Source organism: Corynebacterium sp. HMSC062A03, assembly GCF_001811145.1.
GTDB classification, from domain to species: domain Bacteria; phylum Actinomycetota; class Actinomycetes; order Mycobacteriales; family Mycobacteriaceae; genus Corynebacterium; species Corynebacterium aurimucosum.
Genome location: NZ_KV803689.1, coordinates 1 through 18,868, shown reverse-complemented (window position 1 = coordinate 18,868; position 18,868 = coordinate 1). Strand labels below are relative to the sequence as shown.

At 61.7% G+C, this 18,868-nt stretch carries 18 protein-coding genes and 1 tRNA gene; 13 read left to right on the top strand and 6 right to left on the bottom strand.

What is annotated here, in order from left to right:
• The first annotated feature begins 3 nt into the window (after positions 1-3).
• Positions 4-1,041: an aspartate-semialdehyde dehydrogenase gene (locus HMPREF2781_RS08640; RefSeq protein ID WP_070645411.1), complete on the top strand. Its 1,038-nt coding sequence runs from the start codon at positions 4-6 to the stop codon at positions 1,039-1,041.
• A 99-nt stretch (positions 1,042-1,140) separates the two neighbouring features.
• Here the strand turns inward: HMPREF2781_RS08640 and HMPREF2781_RS08635 are convergent, their stop codons facing one another.
• Entirely contained in the window at positions 1,141-2,463 is a 1,323-nt protein-coding gene (locus HMPREF2781_RS08635; RefSeq protein WP_070444228.1) for a YkvI family membrane protein, read from the bottom strand.
• Positions 2,464-2,740: 277 nt separating this feature from the next.
• Positions 2,741-3,289, bottom strand: coding sequence for an RNA polymerase sigma factor (locus tag HMPREF2781_RS08630; protein WP_070444226.1), 549 nt, complete (start codon positions 3,287-3,289; stop codon positions 2,741-2,743).
• A 173-nt stretch (positions 3,290-3,462) separates the two neighbouring features.
• Here HMPREF2781_RS08630 and HMPREF2781_RS08625 point away from each other — a divergent pair, with 173 nt between their 5' ends.
• The 3 genes from HMPREF2781_RS08625 to HMPREF2781_RS08615 all read left to right on the top strand — a co-directional run bounded on the left by HMPREF2781_RS08625 (position 3,463) and on the right by HMPREF2781_RS08615 (position 8,365).
• On the top strand, positions 3,463-5,019 hold the full coding sequence (locus HMPREF2781_RS08625) for a catalase (RefSeq protein ID WP_070645409.1): 1,557 nt from the start codon (positions 3,463-3,465) through the stop codon (positions 5,017-5,019).
• A 129-nt stretch (positions 5,020-5,148) separates the two neighbouring features.
• Positions 5,149-6,600 carry a hypothetical protein gene (locus tag HMPREF2781_RS08620; protein ID WP_070645407.1) on the top strand — a complete coding sequence of 484 codons (1,452 nt, stop codon included), beginning with the start codon at positions 5,149-5,151 and terminating at the stop codon, positions 6,598-6,600.
• Between the two features lie 262 nt (positions 6,601-6,862).
• Entirely contained in the window at positions 6,863-8,365 is a 1,503-nt protein-coding gene (locus HMPREF2781_RS08615; protein WP_070645405.1) for a hypothetical protein, read from the top strand.
• Between the two features lie 78 nt (positions 8,366-8,443).
• Here HMPREF2781_RS08615 and HMPREF2781_RS08610 read toward each other — a convergent pair.
• A tRNA-Pro gene (locus HMPREF2781_RS08610) sits at positions 8,444-8,520 on the bottom strand.
• A gap of 81 nt (positions 8,521-8,601) precedes the next feature.
• Positions 8,602-9,507: a metallophosphoesterase gene (locus HMPREF2781_RS08605; RefSeq protein WP_070444218.1), complete on the bottom strand. Its 906-nt coding sequence runs from the start codon at positions 9,505-9,507 to the stop codon at positions 8,602-8,604.
• A 42-nt stretch (positions 9,508-9,549) separates the two neighbouring features.
• On the opposite strand from HMPREF2781_RS08605, the gene HMPREF2781_RS08600 reads away from it, so the two are divergent.
• Positions 9,550-10,014 (top strand): GatB/YqeY domain-containing protein, encoded by a 465-nt coding sequence (locus HMPREF2781_RS08600; RefSeq protein WP_010189970.1) that lies wholly within the window; start codon positions 9,550-9,552, stop codon positions 10,012-10,014.
• Positions 10,015-10,109: 95 nt separating this feature from the next.
• On the opposite strand, the gene HMPREF2781_RS08595 is transcribed toward HMPREF2781_RS08600, so the two are convergent.
• The gene (locus tag HMPREF2781_RS08595; protein WP_246821826.1) at positions 10,110-12,554 is read right to left on the bottom strand and encodes a transglycosylase domain-containing protein; all 2,445 of its coding nucleotides are present in this window, start codon (positions 12,552-12,554) and stop codon (positions 10,110-10,112) included.
• Positions 12,555-12,768: 214 nt separating this feature from the next.
• Here HMPREF2781_RS08595 and HMPREF2781_RS08590 point away from each other — a divergent pair, with 214 nt between their 5' ends.
• The 4 genes from HMPREF2781_RS08590 to HMPREF2781_RS08580 are packed head-to-tail and all read left to right on the top strand — an operon-like array spanning position 12,769 to position 14,532.
• Positions 12,769-13,068, top strand: coding sequence for a WhiB family transcriptional regulator (locus HMPREF2781_RS08590; RefSeq protein ID WP_070444216.1), 300 nt, complete (start codon positions 12,769-12,771; stop codon positions 13,066-13,068).
• 13 nt (positions 13,069-13,081) lie between these two features.
• Positions 13,082-13,243: a Sp36 family protein gene (locus HMPREF2781_RS12420; RefSeq protein WP_010189965.1), complete on the top strand. Its 162-nt coding sequence runs from the start codon at positions 13,082-13,084 to the stop codon at positions 13,241-13,243.
• On the top strand, positions 13,243-13,701 hold the full coding sequence (locus tag HMPREF2781_RS08585) for a RidA family protein (RefSeq protein ID WP_010189964.1): 459 nt from the start codon (positions 13,243-13,245) through the stop codon (positions 13,699-13,701). The genes HMPREF2781_RS12420 and HMPREF2781_RS08585 overlap by 1 nt, the downstream gene beginning before the upstream one ends.
• Before the next feature lie 18 nt (positions 13,702-13,719).
• On the top strand, positions 13,720-14,532 hold the full coding sequence (locus HMPREF2781_RS08580) for an MBL fold metallo-hydrolase (protein WP_070645401.1): 813 nt from the start codon (positions 13,720-13,722) through the stop codon (positions 14,530-14,532).
• A gap of 97 nt (positions 14,533-14,629) precedes the next feature.
• On the opposite strand, the gene glxR is transcribed toward HMPREF2781_RS08580, so the two are convergent.
• Positions 14,630-15,313: a CRP-like cAMP-activated global transcriptional regulator GlxR gene (glxR, locus tag HMPREF2781_RS08575; RefSeq protein WP_010189962.1), complete on the bottom strand. Its 684-nt coding sequence runs from the start codon at positions 15,311-15,313 to the stop codon at positions 14,630-14,632.
• A gap of 291 nt (positions 15,314-15,604) precedes the next feature.
• On the opposite strand from glxR, the gene nth reads away from it, so the two are divergent.
• The 4 genes from nth to HMPREF2781_RS08555 are packed head-to-tail and all read left to right on the top strand — an operon-like array spanning position 15,605 to position 18,742.
• The gene (gene nth, locus HMPREF2781_RS08570; protein WP_246821824.1) at positions 15,605-16,264 is read left to right on the top strand and encodes an endonuclease III; all 660 of its coding nucleotides are present in this window, start codon (positions 15,605-15,607) and stop codon (positions 16,262-16,264) included.
• A gap of 9 nt (positions 16,265-16,273) precedes the next feature.
• Positions 16,274-16,843 carry a TlpA family protein disulfide reductase gene (locus tag HMPREF2781_RS08565; RefSeq protein ID WP_070645399.1) on the top strand — a complete coding sequence of 190 codons (570 nt, stop codon included), beginning with the start codon at positions 16,274-16,276 and terminating at the stop codon, positions 16,841-16,843.
• A complete protein-coding gene (locus HMPREF2781_RS08560) occupies positions 16,840-17,517 on the top strand; it encodes an NUDIX hydrolase (RefSeq protein WP_070645397.1) in 678 nt (225 codons plus the stop codon). The genes HMPREF2781_RS08565 and HMPREF2781_RS08560 overlap by 4 nt, the downstream gene beginning before the upstream one ends.
• A 37-nt stretch (positions 17,518-17,554) precedes the next feature.
• Entirely contained in the window at positions 17,555-18,742 is a 1,188-nt protein-coding gene (locus tag HMPREF2781_RS08555; RefSeq protein WP_070645395.1) for a MarP family serine protease, read from the top strand.
• Positions 18,743-18,868 lie beyond the last annotated feature (126 nt).

The window sequence follows — 18,868 nt, the reverse complement described above, 5'->3', positions numbered from 1 at the left end:
GTCATGACCACTGTTGCAGTTGTAGGCGCCACCGGCCAGGTCGGCCGCGTGATGCGCACCCTCTTGGAGGAGCGCAACTTCCCGGCCGATACGGTTCGCTTCTTTGCCTCCGCGCGTTCGGCGGGCCAGGAGCTCACCTTCCGCGAGGAGAAGATTGTCGTGGAAGATTTGGCGGAGCAGACCGTTGAAAGCCTTGCTGGGATTGACGTCGCTGTGTTTTCCGCCGGCGGCGCTACCTCGAAGGAGTATGCCCCTCTCTTCGCCGAGGCCGGTGCCATCGTGGTGGATAACTCCTCCGCGTGGCGCAAGGACCCGGATGTGCCGCTCATCGTCTCGGAAGTGAACCCGCAGGAAAAGGGCAACACCCCGAAGGGCATTATCGCGAACCCGAACTGCACGACCATGGCGATCATGCCGGTCACGAAGGCGCTTCACGACGCCGCCGGTCTCACCACCATGCGCGTCGCCTCCTACCAGGCCGTTTCCGGTTCCGGCCTGGTAGGCGTGGAAACCCTGGTTAAGCAGGTAGCGTCCATCGGTGACCGCAGCGTGGAGCTCGTCCACGATGGCTCGGCGCTCGAGGTCTCCGAGGAGGATCTGGGCCCCTACGTCGCCCCGATTGCGTATAACGCGCTGCCGCTGGCTGGCAACCTCGTCGATGATGGCACGGAAGAAACGGACGAGGAGCAGAAGCTGCGCAACGAGTCCCGCAAGATCCTGGGCATCCCGGAGCTGAAGGTCTCTGGCACCTGCGTGCGCATCCCGGTATTCACCGGTCACACCATGGTGGTGCACGCGGAGTTCGAGAAGCCGATTACCCCGGAGCAGGCCCACGAGGTGCTGTCCTCTGCGCCGGGCGTCAAGGTCGTCGATGTGCCGACCCCGCTGGCGGCAGCAGGCATCGACCTTTCCCTGGTTGGGCGCATCCGCCAAGACCAGACGGTGGAAGATAACAAGGGTCTCATCTTCGTTGTTTCCGGCGATAACCTGCGCAAGGGCGCCGCGCTCAACACCATTCAGATTGCGGAGCTGCTAGTTTAAAGGCAAAGCTGCAGCGAGTTTTAGAACCCGCATAAATAAGAAAAGTCCGCCCCAGATATCACTCTGGGAGCGGACTTTTCTTCTGTCAGCGGGGAAACGCTAGTCCTTCGGGACCTCGGGCTTGGTGTGCTCCACAAAGGTCACGGATGGATCCGGGTCCTCGCGGTCGTATTCAATCTCATCGTCAGCTTCGAGTTCTTCATGGATCTCATCGGCGACGGTGGAGACAAACTCTTCAGTTTCCATGTTGGAGGCCGCTGCCAGCTTGCGCAGCTCGCGCTCGTTCTTCTTGGTGAAGTGCTCGCGCGGGTCCAGGCGGCGCTTGACCAGGGTGCGGGCGCGCACGCGGCGGTCAGACTCAGAGGTGATCTTGTCACGCTGGGTAATCCACGTGATGACCATGACGGCAATCATGAGCAGGCCGATCCAGCCCAGAATCGGGTAGACACTGGAGACCAGTTGCTTGAAGCCGATGAAAGAGAGGATGAAGCCGACGACACAGGCGCCTGCGTAGACAGGGTAGAAGAGCTTCGGCTTCTTACGGGTGAGGCGCTTGCCCATGGCGTAGAACATGCCGATGGCGGTGTTGAAGACCATGCCATAGATGATGAACGTCATGAAGTAACCCAGGATTGGGTTCACGTTATTGATCAGTGAGAGTACCGGCAGGTCCTGCTCGTGAACGTCCGGGGCCACCATGTAGAGAGAGACCACGAGGAGAGCGAGCAGGAGTAGGTAGAAGAAGCCACCGATGAGGCCGCCGATGCCTACAGCGCGGTTATCCAGGATGTTGCCGCCGATGACGATGGACATCGACACCGCACACATAACGTTGAGGCCGGTGTAGTTCAGCGCTGCCAGCCACCAGTTGTTGAGGGGACTCTCCACGTTGTTGATGGCATAGTCATTGGCCCAGGACCAATCCACGTCGGTCACGATGATGGTGTAGCCGGTGGCCAGGACCACGAAGAAAATGATGAAAGGCGTAATCGCGCCGATAACAGAACTGACTTTATCCACGTCAAGGAGACCCACCAGCAGGACGAGCACGAGCATGACGGCGCCGCCCACCCAGATGGGCACGCCCTCGAATTGCTGGCTGATAGTGGAGCCACCACCGGCGAACATGACGAAGCCAATGGAGAACAGCGTGGCCAAGGTTCCCCAGTCCAAAATTCGGGAGACGATGGGACCAGTGATCCTGTCGTAGACAGCCGTGTGTTCGTCAGCCTGGAAGTAGGATCCGAGCTGCAGAATCGACACGCCGGTAATGATCATGAGGGCGGCAGCAAGCACAACGCCCCACAGGCCCTTGTTTCCGAAGGCCACGAAGTACTGGACTGCTTCCTGGCCCGATGCAAAGCCGGCGCCGACGACGACGCCGATGAAGGCCATAGAGATGGCCACTGCGCGTTTCCACATAAAGTAAAGGTGTCTCTCAATCTCACACGCGCCGGGGGATGCCATCACTACCCAAGGTGTGGTGCGGGCAATTGGGAAAGCCTCGCGGGCCCGGTTCGACTATCGATTTATCACGTGTGCCTCGAAAAAGATTAGGTGTGTTCGATAGGTATTTTCCAGCTGGGGCTGCGGTTTCCTTAAGGATAGGCAGTGGCGGGGGTGTCAGAACTTGCCGTTTGGCGCATGTAGATGCAGGTTCTGTGACCAGCCGCACCCATTTGTAACGGCTCGATAACGATTAGCCGCGTTGGTCGATTAAGTCCTTGCGAGCGCGGGCCACGCGGGAGCGGATAGTGCCCACGCGGACCCCGGCGATCTTCGCGGCCTCCTCGTAGGTATAGCCCAGAACTTGGGTCAGGATGAGGGCTTCGCGGCGGTCTTCTGGGAGGGCGTCGATAAGCGCGCGGGCGTCGATCCACTCGCTCCACGTTCCGGCGTTTTCGGGAGTCGCAGCAAGGGCGGCGGCATCCTCGTACTCGGTGCTGGACTTGCGTGGGCGGGCCATGTCGTGGCGGATGTTGTCTACCCATACGCGGCGGGCAAGCGAAAGCAGCCATGTGCGCGCTGAGGAACGGGCGGCGAAGCGGGGGAGTGCGCCGATGACGCGCAGATATGTCTCTTGGGTGAGATCGTCTGCGATGTCGGGGCCGCCGAGGTGGGCGAGTAAGCGCCAGACATCATCCTGGGTGGACTTGATGAACTCCGTGAGGGCTGCGCGATCGCCGCGGCCTGCCTTGAGGGCGAGGTCGGTGACGCGCGCATCGTCGCGCTCGGAGTGTCGTTTCACCTCCCATAACTTACCAGTCGGGGAGGTGGGATTTGGACACCTCGGTGTTAAGGCTATGACCTCTGGCAACCTTAAAAACTGTTGCGCAGGTCATTTTTTATGGGTAGTCTATGAAAGGTCCGTGATTGATAATGTAAAGCAAATTATCAACCGATCTAGGAGGCATTAACCCCATGACTAACGCTTCGAATGAGTCCGCGGCAGACAAGGTTCTAGACAAGGGGCAGCGCGCCCCGGGCGGCCCGAACACTACCCGCCCGTCCGGTCAGCCGGTTGCTACTGAGAACACCAGCATCACCGTTGGCCAGAACGGCCCGGTAGTGCTCAATGACATCCACCTGATTGAGAAGCTGGCGCACTTCAACCGCGAGCGCGTGCCGGAGCGCACCCCGCACGCTAAGGGCCACGGCGCTTTTGGTGAGCTGCACGTTACCGAGGATGTCTCCGCCTACACCAAGGCAAAGCTCTTCCAGAAGGGCACCGTGACCCCGATGATGGGCCGTTTCTCTACCGTTGCCGGCGAGCAGGGCTCCCCGGATACCTGGCGTGACGTCCACGGCTTCGCGCTGCGCTTCTACACTGAGGACGGCAACTACGACATCGTGGGCAACAACACCCCGGTCTTCTTCATTCGTGATGGCATCAAGTTCCCCGACTTCATCCACTCCCAGAAGCGTCTGGGCGCCAACGGCCTGCGCGATGCTGACATGCAGTGGGATTTCTGGACCCGCAACCCGGAGACCACCCACCAGGTGACCTACCTCATGGGTGACCGCGGTACCCCGAAGACCACCCGCCACCAGAACGGTTACGGTTCCCACACCTTCCAGTGGGTCAACGAGTCCGGTGACGCCTTCTGGGTGAAGTACCACTTCAAGACTCGCCAGGGCGTGGAGAACTTCACCGACGCCGAAGCCACGGAGATCGCTGGTAAGAACGCGGACTACCACCGCGAGGACCTCTACAACGCCATCGAGGAAGGCAACTTCCCGGTCTGGGACGTCAAGGTTCAGATCATGCCGGTGGCGGAGGCCGAGGAGTACCGCTTCAACCCCTTCGACCTCACCAAGACCTGGTCCAAGAAGGATTACCCGCTGGTAGATGTCGGATACTTCGTGCTCAACCGCAACCCGCGCAACTTCTTCGCGCAGATTGAGCAGGTTGCCCTGGATCCGTCTAACATCGTCCCGGGCATTGGCCTGTCCCCGGATAAGATGCTGCAGGCACGCGTCTTTGCATACTCTGACCAGCAGCGCTACCGCATTGGACCGAACTACAAGCAGCTGCCGGTGAACCAGCCGCTCAACCAGGTCAACACCTATGAGCATGAGGGGCCGATGCAATACCTGTTCAACGCTCCGGAGGATCCGGTCTACTCCCCGAACCGTCACGCCAAGGGCGGCGGCTACCTCGACGGTGATGAGAACCTGCGCTTCAAGGAGCAGGAGACCACCACCGCCCCGGACCTCTACGTAAACCCGGACCCGGCAGGTATCGACCTGGTCCGCGCGCCCTACGTCCATCACGCTGAAGACAATGACACCATACAGGCCACCGACCTGTACGAGAACGTCTACGACGATGGTGCCAAGGAGCGTCTGGCAGACAACATCACCAATGCCATGGCAGGCGTGTCCCCGGAGACCGAGGAGCGCGTTTACGCTTACTGGGATGCTGTCTCCCCGCAGCTGGGCAAGCGCGTGCGCGAGCTTTTCGCTGAAAAGAAGTAATACCACCTCAGTGAGTTAATCTCGTGGCTTCAAAAGCCCCGCCGGTCTAGTTCATTAAAGCTAGTTCCTGGCGGGGCTTTTCCGCGCGCCTGACCGCTTTTGCGCAGCGTGAACGATAGTTTCTTTTACATGACCTCACGCCTAGCCAGCCCTGCAGATGCCAACCGGAAAATTGGCGCCCGCGCTCTTATCCTCACCCTCGTGCTCATCCTGCCGCTCATCATCGGCGCGGCCGTCGCCGCCGTATCCGAATGGCAACCAGCCGAGACCTGGTCCCAGGAACAGGCGGGTGCGCCCAGCGATGGCACCATCGATCCGGCTGAGCTTTACGACGTCGCCCGAGCCCTCTCCGAAGCCAATGCCCAGGCCGGCTTCCTGGCTAATGGCGCGCAGCAGCTTGCCGATGGCACCGGCGAGCTGCAGGATGGTGCCGGTGAGCTTGGCGGCGGAGTAGACAAGCTGGCTGGTGGCTCGCAAGAGCTTTATGACGGGCTTGTGCAGCTGCAGTCCGGCACCGCGCAGCTGGGCAACGGCGCTACTGAGCTGGCTAACGGCGTCGGCGGAGCCGTCGACCAAGTCATCGGTCTCGGGGTGGTTCGCGGACAGATCCTGCAGGCAATCGACGGCACCCTCAAAGACCTGGAAGGAAATAACTCGGCGGAGGCAAAGAACATCCGCGCGCAGCTCGGTGATCTGCGCAGCCAAGTGGAGAACTTCCAATTTGATCAGTCCATTCAGGACCAACTGACGCAGTTGAAGGATGGCTCGCGCGAGCTTTCCAACCAGTTGTCCGTGAGCGGCTATGCCTATCACGATGGTGTCTACCAAGCCACGGAGGGCGCACAACAGCTCAATGCTGGCATTGGCGAGCTCAATGCCAAGGTCGATGAGGCTCTTAAGGGCGTGGACAAGCTTGTGGAAGGAGCGGAAAAGGTCGACGGCATGGCCAAGCAGAATCAGACCAAGGTGCAGGGAGCGCAGCGTGCGATGCCGACCGTCGCCGGGCCCGCTGAGGCCGGTGCCGAGCCCGCTCAGCTGCTGAGCCCCATCGTCGCTATGCTCCTTGCGGCTATTGCGGTTCTGGGCGGGGGCGTTATCGGTGCTCTGCTCACGCGCGTCAACCGCCGTATCCTCGTGCTGCTCGGCGGAGCGGTGCTCATCGGTGTTGTCGTGGGCCTGCTCGTGGCTCTTTTGGCTACCGGCGTGACCGCGGCCGCGGTGGCCTGGGCGGGGCTTGCGGCGGCGGGGGCTGGGGTGGCGTCGGCAAGCATGGTGTTCGCGCTGGTGCGCTGGCTTGGTGCGGGCGGCTGGTTCCTGGGAAGTGTGCTTGCTGTCGCACAGGTCGGCGTCGTGGGATGGGCGTGGAAGGCGGCGTCGACCGGCACCGATCTCAACGCCGCGATGAGCGCGCTCGTGCACCTCTTCCCCATGCAATGGGCAACCTCCGCCATTACCGTGGCGGGCAATGGTGGGCAGTCCCCGCAGCTGTGGACAGCCCTGGCTATTTTGGGGGTGATCGCGGTCGCGGCCTTCGTGCTCGTAGGCGCACCCGCCGGGCGGGAAGGCAAAGAAAAGGCCTAGCTCACAGGTCTGCGGACGGCACATCGCATAAGTGTCAAGATACGTTACGTGCATTTCCAGATTTTGCTACCGCTGTGAATGAAAAGAGTGCTAGAGTGAGAGGCGCTCACAAAGCCTACTTAGGGGGTAGGCAAACGGTTTCTCCAATCCGTTGTGAGTGATAGGGAATAGGGGCGACGCGGCTGCTGTAGGGGCACCGCGTCGTTTCCAATTGTGGGGGTAAAGTTGGCGGAAACGACCGCTCCGGAATTGGAGGCTCACCGTGACCGACTCCCGCGATATCAAACCTTTTGCTGCCAGCCGCGGCCCCAAAATAACCTCCGTTGGCGCGATTATTGGTACGGCCCTGGTGGGCGGGTTGCTGCTCGGGGGAATCGGTGTGGGTACGAGCTTGGCGGTCTTCGATGAGCCGGAGCGCTCCGATTTTCTCATGCAGCCCGCGCAGCGTGAGGTGCAGGCCGACATCATGGACCCAGACGATGTGCTTTCCCCGGAGGAAGAAGAGCGCATGCTCGGCGATGTCTCCCGGATCGCCGCCCCCGACGTGGTCCAGGGGCTGCACTACATGGTCTTTGCCAAGAACAAAGAAAACGTCAACGACTCCGTGGAGGCGTACCTGCGCGATCATCACCCGGAGCTCATTGGCAAGGACAAGTTTGCCGATGGTCAGGTCTTCGTCGGCGTAGGCCTTGACCCGCGCCAGGCCTTCGTCTTCGCGGGTGAGGACGTGGCCGATCGGATGAAGCTGCGCAAGGGTGACAGCCATTTGGAGCAGTCCATTGAAGCCATTAAGCCGGGCGTGCGGGATGACAACATTCCCGCTGGTCTCTTTGCGGGTGCGGCGGCAGCGATCGATGTGGACCGTGCTGCGGATACCCAGTATGAGAGCGCGAAAAATGGGCGCATTGGGGCGGCCATTGGCCTGGGGGCGGCGGGACTGAGCGTTGGTGGCGCGGGCGCGGGCATCGTCGGCGGTGCTCGTCGCAGCCGGCAGAAGAAGGCGCAGCAGGCGCGCGAGGATTGGGACTACGTGTCGCAGACCTATACCGATGTGGCGCAGCGCCTGAGGGAGATCGATATCCGGGCACACTCGCTGCAATCGGGGCTGGTAGATGAGCGCCTACGTGAGGACTGGGAGGGTCTGCGCGATGACTTCCTCGCTATCGACTCCCAGGTAGGCTCGCTGATGTCGATACCGGCTGACGCGCCGGATGACCAGTTCCGCTCGCATGCCGCACCCATCGCTCACGCGCGCGAACTGTGTGAGCGCGTGGAAACCGCCGAAGTCAACATTGAAAAGCTGCGCCGAATCGAAGGCGCTGATGTCGATGCCCGCCGCTTCGAGCTCTACGAGTTGGGCAAAGACCTGGCCCAGGCAGGATACTTGGCTGCGGATATCGACTCGGCGCTTGAGCGTCACACCAAGGAGCTGGAGGACGCCGCCGTGGCCTTGTCCAAGGAGCCAAACCACCCGCAGTTCATGGAGCGCTACTTGGAGCTCTTGGACCGCACGGCGTTGCTCTCGGAGCACCTGCAGGCGCAGCTGCAGAAGCGCAACGAGGCCGATGAGCGGCCGGAGCGCACGCGTATCTATGACTCCAATTTCTTCGCCGGTTCCGGCTACCACGGCTACGTGCCCTTCTACGTTGTGAGCACCTGGGACAGCGATGCCACCACCGCCCGCGAAAGCTCCTCCAGCAGCGGTGGCGTCAATAGTGGCTTTAGCTCGGGCTTTTCCGGTTCCGGTGGTTCTTCGAGTTTCTAGGCGGGGCAGGCGGCTCTGCCCGTCGGCGCCTGCTGCTCGGTGAAAACACAAAAGAACCCGCAGTTTCCTGCGGGTTTGTGGTCGGGATAACAGGATTTGAACCTGCGACCTCTTCGTCCCGAACGAAGCGCGCTACCAAGCTGCGCCATATCCCGGTGTCTCGCTCTAAGCGGTACCGGATTACTGTAACGCACCCCAGCCTGAAAGGACAAAACGGCAGCGTGGAGGGGGTATCCCTAGGCGGCCTTCTCGGTGATGTGCAGGAGAGTGGCCGACGGGCGGCAGAACACGCGGAAGGGAACGAACTTCGAGGTGCCCAGTCCGTTGGAGACGTGCATGTACATCTCTCCGAAACGGTGCAGGCCCTCCGCGCGAACGCGGTCGATGCCACAATTGGTCACGATGGAGCGCGAGCCCGCTACCTTGAAAGGCAGGCAGAGCTGGCCGCCGTGCGTGTGCCCGGACAGGGACAGCTGGTAGCCGTCGGCGGCGAATTTCTCCAGGACGCGGGGTTCCGGGGAATGCAGTAGTGCCAGGGAAAGGTCGGCGTCCTCGTTCGGCGCACCGGCAATCTCTGAGTAGTCATCCAAGTCGTGGTGTGGGTCATCCACGCCGGCGGCAGCGAGGCGGACGTCGCCGACCTTGAACTCTACGCGGGCCTGGTTGGCGTCGTGCCAGCCGTGCTCGAGGAAGGCCGCGCGCATGCCCTTCCAGGGCAGGTTCACGTAGGAAGGTTCGTTCTTCTTCCCAACCAGGTAGTTGAAGGGATTCGGGATGCGCGGCGCCCAGTAGTCGTTGGTGCCAAAACAGAACATGCCCGGACGGCTCAGCAACGGGCCCAGGGCGCGGAGTACCTCGGGGACGGCGCGCTCGTCGGAGAGATTGTCACCGGTGTTGATCACCAAGTGCGGGTCAAGGGCATCAAGCCCCGAGACCCACTCGATTTTGGTGCGTTGGCCCGGAATCATGTGGAGGTCGGACACGTGCAGGATACGAAACTCGGACTCCTCGCGCAGCGTACCGGGCTCCAGTAGCGGCAGGGTGTACTCCTTGAGCTCGAACTTGGTGAGCTCTGAATGCGCCCATGCGGCAGTGCCCAGACCAGCGGCGGCGAGTCCGCCAAGGACAGGGTAAATCTTCACCCTCACCACACTACCTGGGCCGGCAGGCGTAGATTGAAGGGCATGAGTGAGTTGAAAGAAACTATCCGTGCTGACCTCAAGACCTCGATGAAGGCCAAGGACAAGGCCCGTACGAGCGCCATCCGTTCTCTGCTGTCTGCCATCCAGGCGGAGGAAACGACTGGTTCTCGCCATGAGATTACCGATGAGGACATCCTCAAGGTCATCGCTCGTGAGATTAAGAAGCGCCGCGAATCCGCAGAGGTCTATGCAGAAAATGGCCGCCCGGAGCTGGCGGAGGAAGAGCTTGCTGACGTCCCCTTCTTCGAGGCCTACCAACCAGAGCAGCTTGACGACGACTCCCTGAACACCCTCGTCGCTGAATCTATCGCCGAGGTTGAGAAGGATTCCGGCGAGCCGGTGACCATCAAGCAGATGGGCAACGTCATGAAGGTGGCCACCGCTAAGGCCGCCGGCCGCGCCGACGGCAAGCGCCTGTCTACCGCAGTGAAGGCCGCCCTTAACTAGAGCCCGCCTTCTCGCGCGCTAGTGTTCCCGCCCTAGCGCGCCCGCTCTAGTCCGTTCTACGCTTTAGCTCGATATTCACGCTTTAGCGCTCGGCACTAGAGCCCGAAGAAGCTCCGCACGTCATTCGTGAAGCGGTCGACGTCTTCTTGGCTGAATAGCGGCTCAGACTGCGAGGGCTGGCCGCCACCAGTGCCGGCGCCGTCACCGCTTGGGGCAGGGGGTGCGCCGTAGGTGGAGTCCCAAGCTGCTTGGTCCGAGTTCGCGGAAGAGGAGTCGCTTGCGGAGCCGTCGGAAAGCTGGAGCGTGACCTCCGAACCCTTCTTTGCGCCGGATGGGCCGGTGATGACGCGAACCACTTTGCCGTAGCCCACACCGGGGGCGGGAACCTCGGTGGTTTTCACTACGAAGCCGGCCTTCTCCAGAGCGGACCGGGCTTGGCTTTCGGACTTGCCCTTCAGGCCGTCGATAAGCGGCGATACCGTACCGGAGTCGTAGGCGCGGTCATAGTCCGGCACCGTGCCCTTCTGGGCCGCGGGAACGCGCGCAGCCATCGTGTAGAAGGTTGCCGCCGGCTCTTTGCCGCCAAAGAGGTTGCCGCTGGCGCACTGGCGCACGGGGCCGGTGCACAGCGGACTCGTGGTGGTCCCGTCATTGTAGATATACGGTGCGGCAGCGACGGCCGAGTTGAAGCCCAAGAAAGCCGAGGACTGGTTGGACTCCGTGGTACCGGTCTTGGCGGCGGCCTGACCGCTGAAGCCGGCAGCGCGTGCCGAGTCGGCAGCGGTGCCCTTTTCGGTATCGGCCGTCATGTTGTTTTCCAGGGCCTTGGCTACTTCCTTGCCCACTGCGCGCTCGCACGGCGTGTGTTTGAGGTAGACCTCGTTGCCGTGGGAGTCCGTGACTTCCTCGATGGGGTTCGGCTCGCACCACATGCCTTGCGAGGCCACCGTCGCACCCACATTGGACAGCTCCAGCGCGTTCACTGCTGTGGGGCCGAGTGTGAAGGAACCCAGGTTGGATTCCTTGATGTGGTTGGCGATGGAAGTCTCGCCGTCGTAGCTGCCGGGTTCCTCATAAGAACGCAGGCCGAGCTTGACGGCGATGTCGACCAAGCGCTCGACGCCCAGTTGCTCGGTGAGCTGGATGAAAGGGGTATTGGGGGAGTAGGCCAGCGTGTCCTGCATAGTCATCGTGGGGGCATAGCTGCCGGCGTTTTCCACGCAGTACTTGTTGGGCGGGCAGTTAGCAGCGCCGCCGTATCCTAGCCCTTCCGCCTCGTAGCGCTTAGGCACAGCCAGCTTGTCCTTAATGCCGTAGCCTGCCTCCAAGGCGGCCGCGGCAGTAAAGAGCTTGAACACCGAACCGGCACCGTTGCCCACCAGCGAATTCGGCTGGGGGAGGAGGGTTTCGTTGTTGTTGAGGTCGAGCCCGTAGGTGCGTGACGAGACCATGGCCAGCACCTTGCGGGTACTGGTGCCGGGCTGGATGACGTTCATGACCTCCGCCACGCCTTCCGCATCCGGGGCGGTATGGCTGCGCACCGCGTTGAGCGCCTGGTCCTGGACATCGGGGTCAAGCGTGGTCTTGATGGTCAGGCCACCGCGTGTCAGGTGCTCGCGGTCGATGCCTTTTTCGTCGAGGTATTCCAGCACGTAGTCGCAGAAGAAACCGCGATCGCCCGCGCCGATGCAGCCATTGGCCAGGGTAGCGGGGCTATCCAATACACCCAGGGGTTCCTGGGCAAAGGAATCGGCGTCCTCCTGGGAGAGGGAGCCGGTGTCGGCCATGGCCTGGAGCACCATGTTGCGGCGTTCGATGACGCCTTCCTCATTGGTGTAAGGGTTGAGATACTCCGAGGACTGCACCATGCCGGCGAGCATCGCTGCCTGCGGCACCGTGAGGTTCTCGGCACTGGTACCAAAGTAGGTGCGGGCCGCAGCCTCAACGCCATAGGCGTGGTTGCCAAAGGGCACGAGGTTGAGGTAATTAGCCAGAATCTCATCCTTGGACAGCTTGGCGTCGATATCCGTGGCCATGCGCATCTCGCGTAGCTTGCGGGCTACGGACTGTTCCGTCGCGGCCTGGCGTTCCTCGTCGGTCGTTGCATTGACCAAGAGGAGATAGTTCTTTACATATTGCTGGTCCAGCGTCGATGCACCCTGGGAGACGCCGCCTGCGGACAAATTGGTCCACAAAGCGCGCAGATTGCCCTGCAGATCGACGCCTTCATGCTCATAGAAACGGCGGTCCTCGATGGCCACGACCGCTTGCTTCATGGCATCCGAGATTTCATCCGGCTGCACCGGATGGCGGCGTTGCTCGTAGATATAGGCAAGGGTGTTGCCCTTGGCATCCAAGATGGTGCTCACACCAGGGGCCTCGCCGTTGGTGAGATCCTGGATGTCCGATTGCATCGTGTCGTTCGTCCTGGCCACGGCAACGCCACTAACGCCGGCGACGGGGGCGATGGCCAGCGCGATGAGGACGCCGACCAGTGCTGTGGACAGGACGAGCTTTCCCAGGGATTTGATCACAGTCACCCTCCACACACTAGTGGTTCAGGTGCAGATCCGGGAGACCCCCCTAAAGTGTGACCTGTTAGACAGGGATACCGGTCTGTGAATAGACTTACCAATGGTACATAATATTCCGTCGAGTAGAGGGTTATTCACGATCTTCAGCTTCGACGGGGGTGAGCTTGGAAGGAGTTACCTAGCCGTGACAGTCAGTGTCAAAGGTGCAGGACGGTCCACAATGCTAAAGAATGCCTCGCTAACTTCTGAGCGTGGTGAGTGGGTTACCCAAGCTAAGTGCCGCAACGGTGACCCCGATGCACTGTTCGTGCGAGGTGCTGAGCAGCGAAAAGCTGCGGTGATTTGCCGCCACTGCCCGGTGCTCAATGAGTGCCGCGCGGATGCTCTGGATAACCGCGTGGAGTTTGGCGTGTGGGGCGGCCTTACGGAGCGCCAGCGCCGCGCGCTTCTGCGCAAGAACCCGCACATCACTAGCTGGGCTCACTACCTTGCTGAGGGTGGCGAACTCATCGGTATTTAGTAGCATTGATTCCATGACTAAATGGGAATATGCCACCGCGCCGGTTCTTACGCACGCGACGAAACAAATCCTCGATTCCTGGGGTGAGGACGGCTGGGAGCTCGTCACCATCACCCCGGGCATGAACCCGGAGAACGTTGTCGCCTATTTCAAGCGCCCTTTGGAGGAATCCTAATGGGTGCGCTTGCCCGCCTTGAAGAGCTCGGCGTCGAGCTGCCTTCCGTCGCTGTTCCTCTCGCGTCCTACATCCCGGCTACCCAGGTGGGTAACCAGGTCTGGACATCTGGCCAGCTGCCCGTTGTGGGCGGAGAATTGCCTGCCGCCGGCAAGGTCGGCGCAGAGGTAAGCCTCGACAAGGCGCAGGAATTGGCGCGCACGGCGGCGCTGAACGCATTGGCTGCAATCGATGGCCTCGTGGGGCTTGACCGCATTACCCGCGTGATAAAGGTAGTCGGTTTCGTAGCTTCGGATCCCTCTTTCACGGATCAGGCCGCAGTTATCAACGGTGCCTCGGATTTCCTCGGTGAGGTCTTCGGGGACGCTGGAATCCACGCGCGTTCTGCGGTGGGGGTAGCGGTCTTGCCGAAGGATTCCCCCGTTGAGATTGAAATCATCGTAGAAATCGCTGAGTAATCGGATAGGGTTAGAACCATGGAGCATCCTGCATATAGCCAACTGCGTCCCGTGAGCCAGTCCGTCGGTGTCGTGCTGTGTGATAACCCCAGCTACACCGCCTTGGAGGGCACTAATACGTGGATCATCCGCGCCGGAGAAGATTCCCGCGCCATTGTGGTCGATCCGGGCCCGGAGGATGAAGGTCACCTCAACGTTGTGACCGCGAAAGCGGGCGAGGTGGCGTTGATTCTTCTTACCCACCGCCACGATGATCACGCATCGGGCGCCCAGCGTCTGCGCCAGCTCACCGGCGCCCCCATCCGCTCTTTCGATCCGAATTACTGCAACGGAGGGGACGCGCTTGTCGACGGTGAAGTGATCACCGTCGACGGCATCACCCCTCAGCTTGAGGTGGTCCATACCCCGGGCCATACCGCAGATTCGACCTGCTTCTTCGTGTGGTCGGCGGAAGCGAAGAACTCCATGCTGGAGGGCATTCTGACCGGCGATACCATCGCAGGCCGCCACACCGTGCTGCTGTCTGAGACCGATGGTGATTTGGGCGCCTACCTGAAGACATTGGATCTTCTCGAAGAGCGTGGCAAGGATGTAGCGCTTTTCCCAGGGCACGGCCCGGACTTGGAGGACACCTCCGCGGTTGCCCGTAAGTACATTGACCGCCGTCACCACCGCCTGGACCAGATTAAGGAGGTCCGCGGGCGCCTTGGTGAGGATGTCGACGTCAAGACGCTCGTCGATGAGATGTATGACGACGTCGACCCGGTCCTTCGCCACGCCGCCGAGCAATCCACGCGCACTGCGCTGAAGTACCTCGCGGCTCAGAAGTAAAACACCGCATAGGAAAATCCCCCGAGAAATTCTCGGGGGATTTTGCATTGGGCCAAAGCCGCCCGGAGGCAGCATATGCAGGTTCGGCCTTGAAGACCTAGCGCGCGCGGCGGGCCAAGTGCTCGGTGTCAACGATGAGCACCGACTTGCCCTCCAAGCGGATCCACCCGCGGTGAGCGAAGGTGGCCAGCGCCTTGTTCACGGTCTCGCGGGAAGCTCCGACGAGCTGGGCGATCTCTTCCTGGGTGAGGTCGTGGTTCACGCGGAGCGCGCCACCCTCCTGTACACCGAAGCGGTTCGCCAGCTGCAGCAGGGTCTTAGCCACGCGGCCTGGAACGTCGGTGAAGATGAGGTCCGCCAGGTTGGCGTTGGTGCGGCGCAGGCGGCGGGCCAGCACGCGCAGCAGCTGCTGGGCAATCGCCGGGTGATCGGCTACCCACTGCTTGAGCATCTCAGAGTTCATCGTGGCGGCGGTAACCTCGGTGACGCACACGGCGGAAGAGGTGCGCGGGCCCGGATCGAAGATGGAGAGCTCGCCGAACATGTCGGACGGGCCCATCACGGTCAGCAGGTTCTCGCGGCCGTCCGGGGCGTGGCGGGCGAGCTTAATCTTGCCCGAGGTAATGATGTAGAGGCGGTCTCCCGGCTCACCTTCCTCAAAAATGGTGGTGCCGCGCGGGAAACGGACGGTTTCCATCTGCTCAATAAGGTTCTGTACTGCTACCGGATCGACGCCCTGGAAAATACCAGCGCGGGAGAGGATATCCTGTACGCCTTCCACTGTTACTCCTTAAAGCCTGCGCAGCCCGGAATACACTGGGACACAAGCTGGTTTGGTTTATGTTGACGCACCTAGACTCCAGTGCGCCACGAGGCACTGCACAACATCATACAGTGTAATTAGTCACTATTTCCACCAACGTGAAAAATAATCACACGCCGTGGTTAATCCTCGAAGGCCGTCGCTTCTAGCTTCTCCATGAGAATGGCAAAGAGCGCGAGGCACAGCGGCACGAAGAGGACGAGTGAAATCATGCTTCCCATTCTAACCGCCGTCACTAGAGTTACTTCTATGTCCCCTGACCTTTCCACACCGCATGACGACGATACCGAGGCAGCGCGCATTGTCCATATTCGTACAGCCCTCGCGGAGGAATACCCCGACGCCGACTGTGAGTTGGATTTCACCTCTGCGTTGGAGCTGCTCGTAGCGACGGTTCTCTCCGCTCAGTGCACGGATGCCCGTGTCAATCAGGTCACCCCGGAGCTTTTCGCTGCCTATCCCTCCGCACCGGATTATGCAGCCGCGGATCGCTCCGATCTCGAGCGCATTCTCCGCCCACTCGGCTTTCAGCGCGCGAAGGCCGGCCACTTGCTGGGCATCGGGGAGAAGCTTGTTGCGGATTTCGACGGGCAGGTGCCCCAAGGGATCGACGAGCTCACCTCCCTGCCAGGAGTTGGCCGCAAAACCGCACTGGTGGTGCGCGGAAATGCCTTTGGGCTACCGGGGATCACGGTGGACACCCACGTCACGCGCTTAAGCCAGCGGCTCGGTCTGACTGGGGCAAAGACGCCGCGGGCGATTGAGAGGGACGTCGCCAAGCGCGTGCCCGAAGAGGAGCAAACAGTGTTTTCACACCGTCTCATCCTCCACGGGCGGCGCGTGTGCACCGCCCGGAAGCCGAAGTGCGCGGCCTGCGTCCTTGCGCCATGGTGCCCGTCGCGGGGTTAAGGTGGAGCAATGAGCCAATATTCTCGGTGGCCTGGATACGTGAAGGCGAGCATCGTTGCCATTGTTGCGCTGGCAGCACTCGCATTCGTCGGCGTGGTGAATCTCCTTGAGGATGATGAGCCGGAAGTCCCTGTCCCCGAGGTACAGGAGCAAGAGGTAGCCAAGCGTCCCAAGTGCCCCGAAGGGCCGATCGCTGGTGTGGACCTTCCCTGCCTGGGCGCGGCCGGTACAGCGGCGGCCAAAGACGTCCAGATCGTCACGGTGTGGGCATGGTGGTGTGAACCGTGCCGCACGGAGCTGCCCTTCTTCGAAGACCTTGCGCGCTCGCACTCCACGTGGAATGTCGTCGGCGTGCATGCGGACGCCAACGCCGCCAACGGTGCGGCGCTTTTGAGCGATCTGCAGGTCGATATTCCCAGCTACCAGGACGAGGATGGGACCTTTGCTGGCGAGCTCGGGCTGCCGGGCGTCACCCCCATCACCCTCGTGGTGCGCGATGGCAAGGTGGAAGAGAAGTTTATTAAACCCTTTACCTCCGCCAAAGAATTGGAGGAGGCCGTCGAGGAGGTTCTTAAATGAGCCGACTGTTTCCTGCGCACGCCCCTGAGTGGCTGCACCCCGCGCTCGGGGTTGATGCCGGCAAGGTACAAGAGCACCTCATCCGTCACCTCCCGGCCGCTCGGCGCCGCCGCGAATCGGCAGTGTTGGTGCTGCTGAAGGGTACGAGTTTTGAGGATGGCGAGGTGCTGCTCACGCACCGTTCGCCCTCGATGCGCTCGCACTCCGGCCAGATTGCATTTCCTGGTGGGCGCAAGGATGAAGAGGACACTTCGCTTGTCGACGCCGCCCTGCGCGAAGCCGAAGAAGAAACCGGCCTCGACCGCTCCACCGTTACCCCTCTTGAACAGTGGGGCAAGCTAGATATCCCGGCGACCGGCAACACCGTGAGCCCTGTCTTGGCGTACTGGCATAAACCGGGCACCGTGTGGCCGGCGAGTCCGGAAGAAACCGACGACGTCTTTACCGTCCCGCTGCGGGAGCTGGTGGATCCTGCCAACCGCCTGATGGTGGGCTTTAGCCGGTGGAAGGGGCCGGCGTTTCGGACACGCGGATACCTGGTGTGGGGATTTACTGCGGGAGTGCTATCCGGGCTCATGGACCACGCGGGCTGGAGCGTGGAATGGGATAAGAATCTGGTTCATGATCTGCGTGACTCACTCGATCGCTCTTCGAATAATGAGAAGATAGGCTAGTTCTGCTCCTTTCAGCCCTTAAGAAAGTATCCCCTCTGTGTCCTTAGTCGTTGACGTTCTGATCGTGATTGCCGTGCTCCTCGCCGTGCGCGTGGGCTGGCGGCAGGGGGCTTTGGCAGCGGTCCTCGCGGCGGTGGGAATCATCGCGGGACTGGTGCTGGGAACCGTGCTGGCCCCGCTGGCGATGGGCCTGACTGACCAGGCGGCCGTGCGCTTCTTGCTGGCCGTCGGCGTGCTCATTTTGCTGGTGGGGCTGGGGCAGCTGGTGGGGACGTCGCTTGGCATGGCGCTGCGGGACCGCATGCGTACGCGGTCGGGGCAGCGCGTGGATTCGTCGATTGGCGCGGTGTTCCAAGCTGCGGCGGCCATCGTGGTGATTTGGTTGGTGTCCTTGCCCCTGGCCTCCAATTTGGGAGGCCAGCCGGGGCAGGCGCTGCGTGAATCGCGCGTGCTGAGCTCGCTGAATGCGGTGGCGCCTTCGCGCCTGGCGGCGTTGCCGAATGGCTTGGCTGCGCTCCTCAACGAGTCCGGGCTGCCGCCGTTGGTCTCGCCCTGGGAGCGTTCCGGCTCGGGCGTTGAGGTGGATGCGCCCGCGGTACATATTGGGGATCCTGAGCTCGCGGAACGCGTGCGGCCATCCGTTATCCACGTGCTGGGTGATGCCGAGGCGTGCTCGCGCCGCCTGATGGGCTCGGGCTTCGTTACGGAACCGGACTACGTCATCACGAACGCCCATGTTGTGGCGGGTACGGATAAGGTGCGTCTTGATACCGTGCTCGGGCTCAAGGAAGCGGATGTGGTTTACTACAACTCGGATGTGGACATTGCGGTGTTGCATAGCCCGGGCTTGGACCTAGAGCCGTTGCCGTGGGCGGAGCACGCGGCTGTGACGGGGGACGATGCCATCGTCTTGGGCTTCCCGCAGTCGGGTCCCTTTACTGCAGAACCGGCGCGCGTGCGCGACCGCCTTACCATCGCTGGGCCGGATATCTACTCCACGGGCCGCGTGGAGCGCGATGCCTACACGGTGCGCGGCAGCATCCGGCAGGGCAATTCCGGCGGCCCGATGATCACCCCGGAGGGCCAGGTGCTCGGCGTGGTGTTTGGTGCCTCTGTGGAGGATTCCGATACGGGCTATGCGCTCACTGCGGACGAGGTGCGCGGCCACGTGGGTGACGTCACGCAGCTTGTCGACGCCATCCCAACCGGCTCCTGCGTCGGCTAGTTCTCGCGTGCGCTTTTCTTCCCCTTGGTCGGCATTAACCCCACCTGTGAGACACTTTCTTCCCGCCCCCTTCTAAGCAGGAATTATGTTCCTCCGGTTGCGGGGTGGCTAGTGCTGTTTTAGTCT